We start from the raw sequence: 14575 nt of genomic DNA, 5'->3' as shown, positions 1-14575 counted from the left end.
ACCCGCATCGTCGTCAGCACCGCCATCACTGGCCGGCGCGGTCGATCAGGAACTGCGCGAGCAGCGGCACCGGACGGCCCGTCGCACCCTTCGCGGCGCCGCTCTTCCACGCGGTGCCCGCGATGTCCAGGTGGGCCCACGGGTAGCTCTCGGTAAAGCGCGACAGGAAGCACGCAGCCGTCACGCTGCCGGCCGGACGTCCGCCGATGTTCGCGAGATCCGCGAAGTTCGACTTCAGCTGATCCTGGTACTCGTCGTCGAGCGGCAAGCGCCATGCCGGGTCGCCCGCTTCGCGCGACGCATCGAGCAGTTCGCCCGCGAGCGCGTCGTCCTTCGAGAACAGGCCGCTGTTGTGATGGCCGAGCGCAATGATGCACGCGCCCGTCAGCGTCGCGACGTCGATCACCGCCGCCGGCTTGAAACGCTCCGCATACGTGAGCGCGTCGCACAGGATCAGGCGACCTTCGGCGTCGGTGTTCAGCACCTCGATCGTCAGGCCCTTCATGCTCGTGACGATGTCGCCCGGCTTCGTCGCGTTGCCGCCCGGCATGTTCTCGCAGGTCGGCACGATCGCGACGACGTTGATCTTCAGGCCCATCTCGGCAACCGCGCGGATCGTGCCGAGTACGGAACCGGCGCCGCACATGTCGTACTTCATCTCGTCCATGCCCTCGCCCGGCTTCAGCGAGATGCCGCCCGTGTCGAACGTGATGCCCTTGCCGACCAGCACGACCGGCGCGGCCTTCGCGGCGGCGCCCTGGTAGTGCAGCACGATGAACTGCGGCGGCTCGACCGACGCGCGCGCCACCGACAGGAACGAGCCCATCTTCAGCGCCTGGATCTGCTTGAGCCCGAGCACTTCGGCCTTCAGGCCCCAATCCTTCGCGAGCTTCTTCGCGGTGTTGCCGAGATAGGTCGGCGTGCAGACGTTGCCGGGCAGGTTGCCGAGGTCGCGGGTGAGATCCATCCCGTTCGCGAGCGCGACGGCCTGCTTGACCGCGACCTTCGCGGCCTTTTCGTCCGACGGATCGACGCTGAACACGACGCGCTTGAGCGTGTGCGACGCCGGTTCCGGCTTGCTCTTCATCTGCGTGAAGCGGTAGGTCTCGTTGCGCAGCGCGAGGATTGCCGCGCGCACGCCCCAGTCGGAGCTGCGCTCGTCGACCGGCAGTTGTGCGAGCGTGAACGTGACCTGGACGACCTTGGTCGCCAGCAGCGCGCGCCAGGCGGCCGTGGCCGCGTCGTTATAGGCTTTCTGATTGAAAGCATCCTGTTTGCCGAGGCCGACGAGCAGCACGCGCGACGCGCCGATGCCCGACACTTCGTGCAGGAACAGCGTCTTGCCGCGCTTGCCGTCCATGTCGCCGGCCTTCACCACGCGCGAAATCAGTCCCTTGGTGGCCGTGTCGATGTCGAGCGCCGCGCCCGAAAGCGTCTGCGCCTCGAAGATGCCGAGCACGATGCAGTCGGACTTCCCGGTCAGGAATCCCTTGGCCTCGCCTTTGCTCCAATCACAGCCTTTTATGCTAAAGTCCATCGCGCTTGTCCTCGGATAAAATCTGGGCTAAGGATGAAAGCCGCAATTATCCGCTATTTTTCCCGTGGCGGCGCGAGCGCTCCACCACGCGTGCGCAGCCTCCCGCCCTCTTCTCATCAAGAATGATCTTCGAACGCTCCCTCCAGCGCGAGCTTGCGTATACGGCTGGCGCCGTGTTCATGGTGCTGCTCACGATCATGCTCACGACGATGATGATCCGCATCGTCGGCTACGCCGCGTCCGGCGAAATCGACCCGCGGGACGTGCTCGTGCTGATCGGCCTGACCGTGATCGGCTATCTCGCCGTGATGCTCGTCGTCACGCTGTTCGTGTCGATCCTGTTCGTGCTGACCCGGTGGTACCGGGACTCCGAAATGGTGGTGTGGCTCGCGTCGGGCGTGAGCCTCACGCGCCTCATCAAGCCGATCGGCGTGTTCGCCACGCCGATCATCCTGTTGATCGCGTTCTTCGCGTTCGTCGGCTGGCCGTGGTCGAACCAGCAGAGCAAGATGATCAAGGCGCGCTTCCAGCAGCGCGACGAGATCTCGCTGCTCGCGCCGGGCCAGTTCCGCGAGTCGGCCTCGAACCATCGCGTGTTCTTCATCGAGAAGATGACGCCCGACCAGAGCAAGGTGCAGAACGTGTTCGTGACGTCGACCGAGAACGGCAAGGTCAACGTCGTCGTGTCGCAGACGGGCCATACGGAAACGTCGAAGGACGGCGACCGTTTCGTCGTGCTGGAAGACGGCCGCCGCTACGACGGCACGCCGGGCCAGCCGAACTTCAAGATCATGGAGTTCGAGCGCTACGGCGTGAAGATCACGAGCAAGCCGGTCGTGAACGTGCAGACCACCAACAGCACGCCGACGCCCGAGCTGCTGCGCAACCCGACGCGCGACAACCTCGCGGAATTCGCGTGGCGCGCGGGGCTGCCGCTGATCGCGCTCAACCTGATGGTGCTCGGCATCCCGCTCGCGTACCAGAACCCGCGCCGCAGCCGCACGATCAACCTCGTGATGGCCGTGCTGATCTACCTCACCTACTCGAACCTGCTGAACGTCGTGCAGGCGCAGATCGAGCAGGGCAAGATGTCGTTCGGCGTCGGCCTCGTCGGCCTGCACGCGCTCGTCGCGGCGATCGTCGCCGTCATCTTCTGGTTGCGCGTGCGCAATCGTCCGCTGTTTACACGCGCGCTGTTCGGCCGCTCGGGAGCATGATCGATGCGGCTCTATGAAAAGTACTTCGCGCGACAGATCTACGTCACGTTCGTCTTCATCCTGTTCGCGTTCTCGGGCCTGTTCTTCTTCTTCGACCTGATCAGCGAACTGAACTCGGTCGGACACGGCAACTACAAGTTCGGCTACGCGGTGATGCGCGTCGCGCTGCAGACGCCATCGCGCTTCTACGAGATCATCCCGGTCGCCGCGCTGATCAGCGCGATCTACGTGTTCGCGCAAATGGCCGCGAGTTCGGAATTCACGATCTTCCGCGTGTCGGGCCTCGCGACCAACCAGGCGCTGCGCTCGCTGCTGAAGATCGGCGTGCCGCTCGTGATCATCACCTACCTGATCGGCGAATTCGTCGGCCCGTACGCCGACCAGTTGTCCGAACGCGTGCGGCTGCAGGCGCTCGGCGCGTCGGTGTCGTCGAACTTCCAGTCGGGCGTGTGGGTGAAGGACACGCTCGCGGCCCGCGAAAACGGCGAACAGGTCACGCGCTTCGTCAACGTCGGCAGCCTGTCGCCCGACTCGACGATCAGCAACGTGCGCATCTACGAGTTCGACTCGAAATTCCAGCTGCAGAACGTGCGGATCGCGCAGACGGGCCGCTACGAGCCGCCCGGCCACTGGCTGCTGACAGGTGTCACCGAAACCGAGCTCACGCCGATCAAGCCGATCAGCGGCCAGCCGGCCGACGCGCTGAACCCCGTCTACCGGTCGCAGCAGGTGTCGCTGCCCGAATACCGGCTGCGTTCGGACCTGACGCCGCAGATCCTGTCGGTGCTGCTCGTGTCGCCGGAGCGCATGTCGATCATCAACCTGTTCCGCTACATCCAGCATTTGCGCGAGAACCAGCAGGACACGCAGCGCTACGACATCGCGCTGTGGCGCAAGCTGCTGTATCCGTTCGCGGTGTTCGTGATGCTCGTGCTGTCGCTGCCGTTCGCGTACCTGCACACGCGCGCCGGCGTGGTCGGCGTGAAGGTGTTCGGCGGCATCATGCTCGGCATGAGCTTCCAGCTGCTCAATACGCTGTTCTCGCACATCGGCACGCTGAACACGTGGCCCGCACCGCTCACCGCCGCGACGCCGGGCCTGATCTATCTCGCGCTCGGCCTGTTCGCGCTAAAGTGGGTCGACCGGCACTGAGCGCCGCGTCACGACGGAGACTTCGACATGAGCTCGTTCGGCATCGTCCTGTTCGGCCACGGCGCCCGTGATCCGCGCTGGGCCGAGCCGTTCGAGCGGCTCGCCGCGCGGCTGCGCGGCGCCGGCTCCCCTGCGTCGCACGTGTCGCTTGCATTCCTCGAACTGATGACGCCGTCGCTCGGCGAGGCCGTGGCCGCGCAAGTCGCCGCCGGCTGCACGCGCATCACCGTGGTACCCGTGTTCTTCGGCCAGGGCGGCCATGTCCGCCGCGACCTGCCGCAGCTCGTCGATGCGTGCCGCGCCGCACATCCGGGCGTCGAGATCCGCTGCGCGACGGCTGTCGGCGAAGACGACGGCGTGCTCGACGCGATCGCACGCTATTGCATCGACCGGATCGGCGACGACACGTAAGCGAAACGGCGGCCCAAACAAAAAAGCGCTGGCTTCCGCCAGCGCTTTTTTGTTTCCGACTGCGGCCGGATTCCGCTCACGCGGCAGTCCGCAACGGATCGCCCTCTTTCGCGTGCCGTGCGCGCTCGGCGAACGCGTCGCCGATCATCAGCAGGCTCGGTTCCGCGGGATCGAGCCACGCCTGCGCGTCGCCCGCCGCCATCTGCGCGAGCGTCAGCGTCAGCGAGCGCTCGCGCGCGGTGCTGCATGCCTCGACGATCGCCACGGGCGTCGCCGGCGCACGGCCGGCATCGATCAGCTCCTGCGCGATGCCGGGGGCGCTGTCGCGGCCCATGTAGTAGACGATCGAATCGGCGCGCGCGGCTTCGCGGATCTCGTCGCTGCCCGGCGCACGGCTGTGCGTCGCGAACGCGACGCTGCGCGACACGCCGCGCAGCGTCAGCGAACGCTTCAGCGTCGCCGCGCCGGCCAGCGCCGCGGTGATGCCCGGCACGACCTCGTAGTCGATGCCGGCCTCGTCGAGCGCGCGCATTTCCTCTTCCGCGCGACCGAACAGCATCGGGTCGCCGCCCTTCAGGCGCACGACGCACGCATGCTCGCGCGCCGCATCGACGATCTGCTTGTTGATGAAGTGCTGCGCGGTCGAGCGCTGCCCGCAGCGCTTGCCGACCGCGATCCTGCGCGCGTTCGGCGCGTAGTCGAGCATCGCGGGCTCGACGAGCGCGTCGTGCAGCACGACGTCGGCCTGCGCCAGCAGCCGCGCGCCGCGCACCGTGATGAGGTCCGCTGCGCCCGGCCCTGCTCCGATCAGATATACCTTGCCCATGTTTGTCGCTTCGCTTGTCCTGCGGACGGCGGCGTCCGGCCCGCGCCGCCGCATGGCGGCGCGGTTCGCCGGTTGTTACGCCGAGAACGCCCGGATCATGCCTGCGGCGACCGTATGGTGCGTCGCCTCGTCGATCAGCACGAACGCGCCCGTGCCCGGATGTGCATCGTACGTGTCGCAGACGATCGGCTTCTGCAGCGTCAGCGCGACGCGGCCGATGTCGTTCATCTTCAGTTCGTGACGGTCGGTCGCGTGCGACAGCGTATGCACGTCGAGCACCTGCTTGACCGCGCCGATCTTCGCGAACACCGTGCTCGTGGTCTGCTTCAGCAGGTACTTGCGCTGCGGCGACAGCGGCGTCTCGTCGAACCAGCACAGGTCGGCCTCGAGCTTCTTGGCCGGCTCGACCGGCTCGGCGGTCGTGACGAACATGTCGCCGCGCGACACGTCGACATCCTGTTCGAGACGGATCGTCACCGTCTGCCCCGCGAACGCTTGCGCGACGGACGCGGTGCCGCCCGGCACCGGCGCGACGATCTCGGCCACCGTCGCGGTGCGGTTCGACGGCAGCACGACGATCTCGTCGCCGACCTTCACTTCACCCGACTCGATGCGGCCCATGTAGCCGCGGAAATCGTCGGCCGAGCTGCCGTCCTGGCGCGCGACCCACTGCACCGGGAAGCGCAGCGCGTCATGCGCCTGCGTCTCGACCGGCAGCGCCTCGAGCACGTCGAGGAGCGGCTCGCCCGCATACCACGGCATGCGCTCGCTCGCGCCGACGATGTTGTCGCCCTTCAGCGCCGACACCGGCACGAAGCGCACGTCGTCGAGGCCGAGCTGCTTCGCGAGCGCGACGTACGCGTCGCGGATCTCGTTGAAGCGCGCCTCGCTGTAGTCGACGAGGTCCATCTTGTTGATCGCGACGATCACGTGCTGCAGCGCGAGCAGCTTGACGATCGCGCTGTGGCGCTTCGTTTGCGGCAGCAGTTCGGCAACGCCGTTCTCGACCGTCACGCGCGTCGCGTCGATCAGGATGATCGCCGCGTGCGCGGTCGACGCGCCCGTCACCATGTTGCGCGTGTACTGCTCGTGGCCCGGCGTGTCGGCGATGATGAACTTGCGCTTCGCGGTCGCGAAGTAGCGGTATGCGACGTCGATCGTGATGCCCTGCTCGCGCTCGGCTTCCAGGCCGTCGGTCAGCAGCGCGAGGTCGAGCTCGTCGCCCACCGTGCGCTTGTTCTTCGCGCGCGACAGCGCGGACAGCTGGTCCGACAGCACGGCCTTGCTGTCGTACAGCAGGCGGCCGATCAGCGTGCTCTTGCCGTCGTCGACGCTGCCCGCGGTGATGAAGCGCAGCACGCCGAGGTCTTCGTGATTTTCGATGATGCCCATGATGTGAATGTCCTCGTGTGCTTCAGAAATAACCTTGCTTCTTGCGCTGTTCCATCGCGGCTTCGGAGGTCTGGTCGTCCATCCGCGTCGCGCCGCGCTCGGTGATCTCGGTCACCGCCGTCTCGGCGATGATCTTCTCGACGTCGTCCGCGTCGCTCTCGACCGGGCACGTGCAGCTGATGTCGCCGACCGTGCGGAAGCGCACCTGGGCGACTTCGCTCGTCTCGCCGTCGCGCATCGGCGTCAGCGGCGTGACGGGCACGAGCAGGCCGTTGCGGCGCACGATCTCGCGCTGATGCGCGTAATAGATCGACGGCAGCTCGAGGTTCTCGCGCGCGATGTACTGCCACACGTCGAGCTCGGTCCAGTTCGAGATCGGGAACACGCGCAGGTGCTCGCCTTTATGCAGCCGTGCGTTGAAGAGGCTCCACAGCTCCGGGCGCTGCGCCTTCGGATCCCACTGGCCGAATTCGTCGCGGAACGAGAAAATGCGCTCCTTCGCACGCGCCTTCTCTTCGTCGCGGCGCGCGCCGCCGATCAGCGCGGTGTAGCCGTGCTGCTCGATCGTCTCGAGCAGCGTGACGGCCTGCGCGGCGTTGCGCGAATCGGTTTCGCGGCGCAGCACGACCGTGCCGCGCTTGATCGAATCCTCGACGTGGCCGACCACCAGCTCGGCGCCGAGCTCCTGCGCGCGGCGGTCGCGGAAATCGATCACTTCGTCGTAGTTGTGGCCCGTGTCGATGTGCACGAGCGGGAACGGCAGCGTGGTCTTGCGGTTCGCGCCGAGGCCGAACGCCTTCAGTGCCAGATGCAGCACGACGACCGAATCCTTGCCGCCCGAGAACAACAGCGCCGGCTTGCTGCATTCGGCGACCAGTTCGCGCAGGATGTGGATCGACTCGGCTTCGAGCCAGTCGAGGTGGCCCATGCGGCTGTCGCCGCCGGTGGCCGGGGCAAAGGCGGATTGCTCGAGCGTCGTGCTCATGATTTCAGTCCTTCTCTTCTGGGTTCGTGTCGCCCGCTGTCGCAGGCGGCGCAATATTCAGTTTCTTGTCAGGCTTTCAGTGCGCGGCGCCTGCTTCGGCGGTCGCGGGAATCGGCGTGATCGTGATGTGCAGCCCGCATTCCTTCGTGTCGCGCGATTCCCACCACCAGCGGCCCGCGCGGCTGTCCTCGCCGGGGCGAATCGCGCGCGTACACGGCTCGCAGCCGATGCTCGGATAGCCGCGCGCGTGCAGCGGGTTGACCGGCACGTCGAACGCTCCGAGGTACGCCCAGACATCGGCCTCCGTCCAGTCGGCAAGCGGATTGTACTTCGCGATCCCGCGCGCTTCGTCCTGTTCTTCCTCGTGCAGCTCCGCACGCGTGACCGACTGCTCGCGGCGCTGGCCCGTGACCCACGCGCCGACATCGGCCAGCGCGCGGTTCAGCGGCTCGACCTTGCGGATGTGGCAGCACGACTTGCGCAGCTCGACGCTCTCGTAGAACGCGTTCAGGCCGTGCTCGGCGACGTACTGGTCGACCGCGTCCTGCTGCGGATGGAACTGCTCGATCTCGTAGCCGTAGCGCTCGCGCACGCGGTCGATCATGCCGAGCGTCTCCGCATGCAGGCGGCCCGTGTTCAGCGAGAAGATGCCGATCGACACGCCCTTCGACAGGATCGCGTGCGTGAGCAGCATGTCTTCCGCGGCGAGGCTGCTCGCGAACTTCACCTTCTCGTGACGTGCGCCGATCTGCGCGAGCAGCGCGTCGAGGCGCTCGACCTTCGCTGCGAGTTCCGGCGTCAGCGCGGTGGTGGTCGCGGTGCTCATGCGCCCACCTTGGCGTCGGCCGCGGCGGCGCGGCGGCGGAACAGCGGCGCCGGCTCGTCGAACGCGCCCTGGTAGCGCTGCGTGAATTCCGTGAACGCATTCAGCGCGTCGTGGATGTCCCGGTCGGCACGCACCGCGAATGCGTCGAAGCCGCAACGCGACATGTACAGCAGCTGGTCGCGCAGCACGTCGCCGATCGCGCGCAGCTCGCCCGTCCAGCCGTAACGCTCGCGCAGCAGGCGCGCGATGCTGTAGCCGCGGCCGTCCGCGAAGCGCGGGAAGTCGACGGCAATCAGCGAAATCGCGCCGAAATCGGCCGCGAGATCGGCCGGCTCGCTGTCCGGCGCGAGCCACACGCCGAGCTCGTCTTTCGTCTTCGCGGCGACGAGCGCCGCGCGCTCGGCCTGCCACAACGCGAACGGCACCAGCACCTTGCCGGCCGGCAACGCGTCGACCGCGGGCAGCGCACCGTCTTCCGCCGCGCGCACGACCTGCCATGCATCGTCGATCACTGCGCGGTTCTTGATAATCGAAGCCATCTGCAAATTCCTTCTACCCGGTTGGTTACGCGTTCACTGCCTGGCGTGCCGCATACACGCGCTCCTTGAACGGCGCGATGCCGATGCGGTCGTACGTGTCGACGAAGCGCTCGCCGTCGATGCGAGCTTCGACGAACGTGTCGATCAGCTTCGCGATCACGCCCGGCACTTCTTCCGCCGAGAACGACGGCCCGATCACGCGGCCGAGGCGCGCGCCGTTCTGGCCCGTGCCCTGCTCGCCGCCGAGCGACACCTGGTACCACTCGGCGCCGTCCTTGTCGACGCCGAGGATGCCGATGTTGCCGACGTGGTGATGGCCGCACGAGTTCATGCAACCGGAAATGTTCAGCGACAGGTCACCGAGGTCGTACACGTAGTCGAGATCGTCGAAGCGCTGCTGGATCGCCAGCGCGATCGGGATCGACTTGGCGTTCGCGAGCGAGCAGAAATCGCCGCCCGGGCACGCGATGATGTCGGTCAGCAGGCCGATGTTCGGCGTCGCGAAACCGGCCGCCTTCGCCTTTTCCCACACCGCGAACAGGTCGCGCTTCTTCACGTTCGCGAGGATCAGGTTCTGCTCGTGCGACACGCGCAGCTCGCCGAACGAGTATGCGTCGGCCCAGTCGGCGACCAGCTCCATCTGCTGGTCGGTCGCGTCGCCCGGCGCCACGCGGTGATCCTTCAGCGACAGCGTGACGGCCGCGTAGCCGGACACCTTGTGCGGCGCGACGTTGCGCTCGACCCAGCGCGCGAACGCCTTGTTCTCGAGCAGGTGCTGTTCGAACGATGCGTCGGTGTCGGCCAGTTTCTCGTAGACGGGCGGCTTGAAATACTGCGACACGCGGTCGACTTCCGCCTGCGTGAGCGTCGACGGGCCGTCCTTCAGGTGCTGCCATTCTTCCTCGACCTGCTGCGCGAACTTCGCGGGCGACAGCGCCTTCACGAGAATCTTGATGCGCGCCTTGTACAGGTTGTCGCGGCGGCCGAAGCGGTTATACACACGCAGCACGGCTTCGCAGTAGGTGAGCAGGTGCTGCCACGGCAGGTCTTCCTTGATCACCGCGCCGATGATCGGCGTACGGCCGAGGCCGCCGCCCGCGAGGATGCTCGCGACCACCTCGCCCTGCGCGTTCTTCTTCAGGTACACGCCGAGATCGTGGATCTGCACGGCCGCGCGGTCGTGCTTCGAGCCCGACACCGCGATCTTGAACTTGCGCGGCAGCCACGCGAATTCGGGATGGAACGTCGACCACTGGCGCAGGATTTCCGACCACGGACGCGGATCGATCTCCTCGTCCTGGGCGACGCCCGCGAACTGGTCCGCCGTGATGTTGCGGATGCAGTTGCCCGAGGTCTGGATGCCGTGCATCTGCACCGACGCGAGCTTCGCGAGGATCTCGGGCGTGTCTTCGAGCTGGATCCAGTTGAACTGGATGTTCGAGCGGGTCGAGAAGTGGCCGTAGCCGCGATCGTGCTCGCGGGCGATGCGCGCCAGCATCCGGAGCTGGTCGCTGCGCAGGTTGCCGTACGGAATCGCGATGCGGTGCATGTACGCATGGCGCTGCATGTACAGGCCGTTCTGCAGACGCAGCGGACGGAATTCGTCTTCGCTCAACTCGCCCGACAAACGGCGGCGCACCTGATCGCGGTACTGCGCGACACGCTCGTCGACGATCGTCTGGTCGTATTGGTCGTACTGATACATTCGGGGACCCCAGGGGTTTTCGTGGTGACCGCGCGACGTCCTAGCCACGTCGCGCCCGAATCTCCGTTCCACCGTCACTGCCACCGGCCATCCGCTGCCGGGTGGATTGCTAATGACGAAAACAGATATCCATATTTGAAAAACTCCGGTGAATCGTAATAAACTCGCCTTATATTTCAAACGACTAAAAAATTCTGTTGATATGCGGAAGGGTTATAAATGAACCTGCACCAATTTCGCTTCGTGCGCGAGGCCGTCCGGCAGAATTTCAACCTCACCGAGGCCGCCAAGGCGCTCTACACGTCGCAACCGGGGGTCTCGAAGGCGATCATCGAGCTCGAGGACGAGCTCGGCGTGGAGATCTTCACGCGGCACGGCAAGCGCGTGCGCTCGCTCACCGAGCCGGGCAGGATCATCCTCGCATCGGTCGAGCGGATCCTGCAGGAGGTCGAAAGCCTTAAAAGGGTCGGGAAGGATTACGCGGCGCAGGACCAGGGCAACCTGACCATCGCGGCCACCCACACGCAGGCCCGCTACTCGCTGCCGGCCGCGATCGCCGAATTCAAGAAGCGCTTCCCGAAGGTGCACCTGTCGATCCTGCAGGGCAGCCCGACGCAGGTGGCCGAGATGGTGATCCACGACCAGGCCGATCTCGCGATCGCGACCGAGGCGATCGCCGACTACAAGGAACTCGTGTCGCTGCCCTGCTTCCAGTGGCACCACGCGGCCGTCGTGCCGGCCGATCACCCGCTGCTCGAACGCAAGCCGCCGTCGCTCGACGATCTCGCGCAATATCCGCTGATCACGTACGACGACGCGTTCGCGGGCCGCAAGAAGATCAACCAGGCATTCGCGCTGCGCGGGCTGTCGCCGGACATCGTCCTCGAGGCGATCGACGCCGACGTGATCAAGACCTATGTCGAACTCGGCCTCGGCGTGGGCATCATGGCCGACATCGCGTTCAATCCCGAGCGCGACCGCAACCTGCGCCTGATCCCGGTCGGCCACCTGTTCGGCAGCAACGTGACGCGCGTCGCGCTCAAGCAGGGCGCCTACCTGCGCAGCTATGTGTATACGCTCGTCGAACTGCTGTCGCCGACGCTGAACCGCAAGCTGATCGAGCAGGCGCTCAAGGGTGAATCCGAATCGTACGAGCTGTAAGCTCCCCCCAGCCTGCCGCTTCGCGCCAGACCTCCCGAAGGGGTCGTCCCCCCAAGGGGACTTCCTTCGGGGTGGAAAACTTGGGGCGGCCCGGCGTTTTCTTGAAATCGGCGTGTATAAATACAGGGGCGCATATCGCGCCCCTTTTTACTGCCCGACGGAGATTCCCGCATGACGCTTCCCGCCCTGCTGCGCCGCGCCGCCGGCGCCGCCTTCGTGCTGGCCTGCGCGGCCGCGCATGCCGACCTGAAGGTCGGCGTCGACCTGTCGTCGACCGGCCCCGCCGCCACGATCGGCATCACGAGCAAGAACGCGATCCTGATGTGGCCGAAGACGATCGCCGGGCAGCCGGTGCAGGTGACGGTGCTCGACGACGCGTCCGACCCGGGCACCGCGGTGCGCAACATCCGCAAGCTGGTCGACGAGGATCACGTCGACGTCGTGGTCGGGCCGAACATCACGCCGGCCGCGCTCGCGGCGCTCGACGCGGTCGCCGCAGGGCAGACGCCGATGATCACGCTGGTCGGCTCCGGCGCGATCGTCGAGCCGCAGGAAGGCGCGCGGACCTGGGCGTTCAAGATGGCGCAGAGCGACCGCGCGATGGCCGACGTGATGACACGCGCCATGTCGAACCGCGGCGTGAAGACGGTCGGCTTCATCGGCTTTGCGGACAGCTACGGCGACAGCTGGCTCAACGAGTTCACGCGCTTCGCCGATCTGCGCAAGATCCGCGTCGTCGCGACCGAGCGCTTCAACCGCACCGACGCGAGCGTCACGGGCCAGGCGCTGAAGCTGATCGCGGCGAAACCCGATGCGATCCTGATCGCGGGCTCGGGCACGCCGGCCGTGCTGCCGCAGCGCACGCTGATCGAGCGCGGCTACAAGGGTGCGATCTACCAGACCCACGGGATCGCGACGCCGGAATTCATCAAGCTCGGCGGCAAGGACGTCGACGGGACGCTGTTTCCGACCCAGCCGGTCGTCGTCGCGCGCTCGCTGCCGGCCGACCATCCGGCGCGCAAGGCCGCGCTCGCGTTCGTCGATGCGTACGAGGCGAAGTACGGCGCCGGCACGGTCACGCAGTTCGCGGGCGATGCGGCGGGTGTCTACCCGCGCCTCGCCGACGCGGTCGGCCGCGCACTGAAAACCGCGCAGCCCGGCACGCAGGCGTTCCGCGCGGCGCTGCGCCGCGAGCTCGAACGCGCGCACGAGCTCGTCGTGCCGAACGGTGTCGTCAACACCAGCGACAAGGATCATGTCGGGCTCGACCAGCGCGCGAGCGTGATGGGGATCGTGAAAGAGGGCCGGTTCGTCTACCTGAGCCAGTGACGGGGCGGCCGGCAGCGAGTGGCTTGCCCGGTGCCGGGATTTCCGCCATAATTCGCGTTTCGCCGCGCACAACCGCATGCGCGGCCAGGATCAAGCCCAGGTGGTGAAATTGGTAGACGCAGGGGACTCAAAATCCCCCGCCGCAAGGCGTGCCGGTTCGATTCCGGCCCTGGGCACCAGTATTTCGCAGCGCCACGCGCTGCACCTGTCGAAACCCGCGCAAGCTCACCGCTTCGCGGGTTTTTTGTTTTTCGCCGCGCGCAACGTGCACCGCAACGCGTGACCTCGCCTGGCAGTCCAAGCATCAGGGAACGCAGCACGGAGGCCGGCCATGCGCACGCGCGCCATTTCAAGCCCGATTTGCCGCGGCGTGCTCGCCGCGATTCTGTCGCTCATGCTGGGCGGATGCGACGTGTTGAGCGCGCCGCCCGTGCCCGACTGGCCGGGACCGCATGCGCCCTATCCGTTCCCGGACAACATCCCCCATCGCACCGAATGACCCGACGGCCGCCCGGCCGCCTTTCGCCGCCGCGCAACCTCAGGCCATCAGCTCGCGGACGAAGTCGAGAAACACCCGCACCTTCGCGGAGACGAGGTTCGACGCGTGGTGATACGCATAAAGCGGGAACGTCTCGTCCGCCCATTCAGGCAGCAGCAGAACCAGCCGCCCATCGGCGAGGATGTCCCGCGCGTAGAGTTCCAGCAGCTGCGCGACGCCCGCGCCGCCGAGGCAGGCACCGAGCAGCGCGCCCGTGTCGTTAACCATCAGCCGGCCGCCGGCGTCGAGCGGCACCACCTCGTTGCCGCGATGGAAGACCCATTCGAACGGCCGCCCCGTTACCGGATCGCGGATCAGCACGCAGCGATGCCCGTCCGCGAGATCGTGCGGATGCCGCGGTTCGCCGTGACGCGCGACATAGGCCGCCGACGCGCAGGTGAGCACGCGCGTCTCGAGCAGCAGCCGCGCGCGGTATGACGACGGCTCCGGAATGCCGAAGCGCACCGCCACGTCGAAGCCGTCGGCGACGAGATCGCCCATCCGGTCGCGCACGCTGATTTCGACGGACAGTTCGGGGAAGCGATCGAGGAATTCCGCCATCCGCGGCGCCAGCACGTAGTGGCCGAACGTACCGTCCACGTTGACCCGCAGCCGCCCCCTGACGCGCGCCCTGGAACGCCCGGCGTCGACCGCCGCCTCCTCGATGCCGGCCAGCAGCGGCGCGACCGCCTCGTAAAAGCGCCGCCCTTCGTCGGTCAGCGTGATCGCGCGCGCCGTCCGGTTGAAGATCCGGATGCCGACGCGCTCTTCCAGCCGCGCGACGGCGCGGCTCACGGCCGGCTGCGTCAGCCCCATCGCCTCGCCCGCGCGCGCGAAGGTGCCGGCCTCGATCACCGCCGAGAGCACGCCGATGCCGCTCAGGAGCCTGCTGTCGAATGCCATGAGACATACTTTTAGTCATTCTTGATCTGATCATTATTCATTATTTTTATTGAT

General features: G+C 66.8%; 14 protein-coding genes and 1 tRNA gene. 7 read left to right on the top strand and 8 right to left on the bottom strand.

Annotation, left to right across the window (positions count from 1 at the left end):
* Positions 1 to 25: 25 nt before the first annotated feature.
* A complete protein-coding gene (locus tag DM992_RS07775; protein WP_111016321.1) occupies positions 26 to 1537 on the bottom strand; it encodes a leucyl aminopeptidase in 1512 nt (503 codons plus the stop codon).
* A gap of 122 nt (positions 1538 to 1659) precedes the next feature.
* On the opposite strand from DM992_RS07775, the gene lptF reads away from it, so the two are divergent.
* Genes lptF through DM992_RS07760 form a run of 3 tightly spaced genes read left to right on the top strand, consistent with a single transcriptional unit; the run spans position 1660 to position 4317 of the window.
* Entirely contained in the window at positions 1660 to 2754 is a 1095-nt protein-coding gene (gene lptF, locus DM992_RS07770) for an LPS export ABC transporter permease LptF (RefSeq protein WP_072443565.1), read from the top strand.
* A gap of 3 nt (positions 2755 to 2757) precedes the next feature.
* Entirely contained in the window at positions 2758 to 3906 is a 1149-nt protein-coding gene (gene lptG / locus DM992_RS07765; RefSeq protein WP_111016320.1) for an LPS export ABC transporter permease LptG, read from the top strand.
* A 27-nt stretch (positions 3907 to 3933) separates the two neighbouring features.
* Positions 3934 to 4317 carry a CbiX/SirB N-terminal domain-containing protein gene (locus DM992_RS07760; protein ID WP_111016319.1) on the top strand — a complete coding sequence of 128 codons (384 nt, stop codon included), beginning with the start codon at positions 3934 to 3936 and terminating at the stop codon, positions 4315 to 4317.
* A gap of 76 nt (positions 4318 to 4393) precedes the next feature.
* On the opposite strand, the gene cobA is transcribed toward DM992_RS07760, so the two are convergent.
* The 6 genes from cobA to DM992_RS07730 all read right to left on the bottom strand — a co-directional run bounded on the left by cobA (position 4394) and on the right by DM992_RS07730 (position 10590).
* Positions 4394 to 5143 carry a uroporphyrinogen-III C-methyltransferase gene (cobA, locus tag DM992_RS07755; RefSeq protein ID WP_111016318.1) on the bottom strand — a complete coding sequence of 250 codons (750 nt, stop codon included), beginning with the start codon at positions 5141 to 5143 and terminating at the stop codon, positions 4394 to 4396.
* Between the two features lie 75 nt (positions 5144 to 5218).
* A complete protein-coding gene (locus tag DM992_RS07750; protein WP_111016317.1) occupies positions 5219 to 6535 on the bottom strand; it encodes a sulfate adenylyltransferase subunit 1 in 1317 nt (438 codons plus the stop codon).
* A gap of 22 nt (positions 6536 to 6557) precedes the next feature.
* Positions 6558 to 7520 carry a sulfate adenylyltransferase subunit CysD gene (cysD, locus tag DM992_RS07745; protein WP_034178784.1) on the bottom strand — a complete coding sequence of 321 codons (963 nt, stop codon included), beginning with the start codon at positions 7518 to 7520 and terminating at the stop codon, positions 6558 to 6560.
* Positions 7521 to 7596: 76 nt separating this feature from the next.
* Positions 7597 to 8346: a phosphoadenylyl-sulfate reductase gene (locus DM992_RS07740; protein ID WP_111016316.1), complete on the bottom strand. Its 750-nt coding sequence runs from the start codon at positions 8344 to 8346 to the stop codon at positions 7597 to 7599.
* Positions 8343 to 8885, bottom strand: coding sequence for a DUF934 domain-containing protein (locus tag DM992_RS07735; protein WP_034178786.1), 543 nt, complete (start codon positions 8883 to 8885; stop codon positions 8343 to 8345). Before DM992_RS07735 ends, DM992_RS07740 begins: the two co-directional genes overlap by 4 nt.
* A gap of 25 nt (positions 8886 to 8910) precedes the next feature.
* Complete coding sequence (locus DM992_RS07730; protein ID WP_111016315.1) at positions 8911 to 10590, bottom strand: nitrite/sulfite reductase; 1680 nt, start codon at positions 10588 to 10590, stop codon at positions 8911 to 8913.
* Between the two features lie 219 nt (positions 10591 to 10809).
* Between DM992_RS07730 and DM992_RS07725 the strand changes: the two genes are divergently transcribed.
* The 4 genes from DM992_RS07725 to DM992_RS42245 all read left to right on the top strand — a co-directional run bounded on the left by DM992_RS07725 (position 10810) and on the right by DM992_RS42245 (position 13579).
* Positions 10810 to 11751, top strand: coding sequence for a CysB family HTH-type transcriptional regulator (locus DM992_RS07725; RefSeq protein WP_096471548.1), 942 nt, complete (start codon positions 10810 to 10812; stop codon positions 11749 to 11751).
* 171 nt (positions 11752 to 11922) lie between these two features.
* A complete protein-coding gene (locus DM992_RS07720) occupies positions 11923 to 13080 on the top strand; it encodes an ABC transporter substrate-binding protein (RefSeq protein WP_111016314.1) in 1158 nt (385 codons plus the stop codon).
* Between the two features lie 94 nt (positions 13081 to 13174).
* Positions 13175 to 13259, top strand: a tRNA-Leu gene (locus DM992_RS07715).
* Between the two features lie 152 nt (positions 13260 to 13411).
* On the top strand, positions 13412 to 13579 hold the full coding sequence (locus DM992_RS42245; RefSeq protein ID WP_204356106.1) for a hypothetical protein: 168 nt from the start codon (positions 13412 to 13414) through the stop codon (positions 13577 to 13579).
* Positions 13580 to 13618: 39 nt separating this feature from the next.
* Here the strand turns inward: DM992_RS42245 and DM992_RS07710 are convergent, their stop codons facing one another.
* The gene (locus DM992_RS07710) at positions 13619 to 14521 is read right to left on the bottom strand and encodes a LysR family transcriptional regulator (protein ID WP_111016313.1); all 903 of its coding nucleotides are present in this window, start codon (positions 14519 to 14521) and stop codon (positions 13619 to 13621) included.
* Between the last annotated feature and the right edge of the window lie 54 nt (positions 14522 to 14575).

Origin of the sequence: Burkholderia sp. JP2-270 (assembly GCF_003233675.1) — a bacterium.
Taxonomy (GTDB): Bacteria; Pseudomonadota; Gammaproteobacteria; order Burkholderiales; family Burkholderiaceae; genus Burkholderia; species Burkholderia pyrrocinia_C.
Note: the sequence above shows the minus strand (reverse complement) of the source record. Positions and strands in the feature narration are given on the sequence as shown.

Bases quoted from the DNA above. Each gene is read 5' to 3' on its own strand.
- DM992_RS07775 (WP_111016321.1), bottom strand. From the start codon at position 1,537: ATGGACTTTAGCATAAAAGGCTGTGATTGGAGCAAAGGCGAGGCCAAG.
- lptF (WP_072443565.1), top strand. From the start codon at position 1,660: ATGATCTTCGAACGCTCCCTCCAGCGCGAGCTTGCGTATACGGCTGGC.
- lptG (WP_111016320.1), top strand. From the start codon at position 2,758: ATGCGGCTCTATGAAAAGTACTTCGCGCGACAGATCTACGTCACGTTC.
- DM992_RS07760 (WP_111016319.1), top strand. From the start codon at position 3,934: ATGAGCTCGTTCGGCATCGTCCTGTTCGGCCACGGCGCCCGTGATCCG.
- cobA (WP_111016318.1), bottom strand. From the start codon at position 5,143: ATGGGCAAGGTATATCTGATCGGAGCAGGGCCGGGCGCAGCGGACCTC.
- DM992_RS07750 (WP_111016317.1), bottom strand. From the start codon at position 6,535: ATGGGCATCATCGAAAATCACGAAGACCTCGGCGTGCTGCGCTTCATC.
- cysD (WP_034178784.1), bottom strand. From the start codon at position 7,520: ATGAGCACGACGCTCGAGCAATCCGCCTTTGCCCCGGCCACCGGCGGC.
- DM992_RS07740 (WP_111016316.1), bottom strand. From the start codon at position 8,346: ATGAGCACCGCGACCACCACCGCGCTGACGCCGGAACTCGCAGCGAAG.
- DM992_RS07735 (WP_034178786.1), bottom strand. From the start codon at position 8,885: ATGGCTTCGATTATCAAGAACCGCGCAGTGATCGACGATGCATGGCAG.
- DM992_RS07730 (WP_111016315.1), bottom strand. From the start codon at position 10,590: ATGTATCAGTACGACCAATACGACCAGACGATCGTCGACGAGCGTGTC.
- DM992_RS07725 (WP_096471548.1), top strand. From the start codon at position 10,810: ATGAACCTGCACCAATTTCGCTTCGTGCGCGAGGCCGTCCGGCAGAAT.
- DM992_RS07720 (WP_111016314.1), top strand. From the start codon at position 11,923: ATGACGCTTCCCGCCCTGCTGCGCCGCGCCGCCGGCGCCGCCTTCGTG.
- DM992_RS42245 (WP_204356106.1), top strand. From the start codon at position 13,412: ATGCGCACGCGCGCCATTTCAAGCCCGATTTGCCGCGGCGTGCTCGCC.
- DM992_RS07710 (WP_111016313.1), bottom strand. From the start codon at position 14,521: ATGGCATTCGACAGCAGGCTCCTGAGCGGCATCGGCGTGCTCTCGGCG.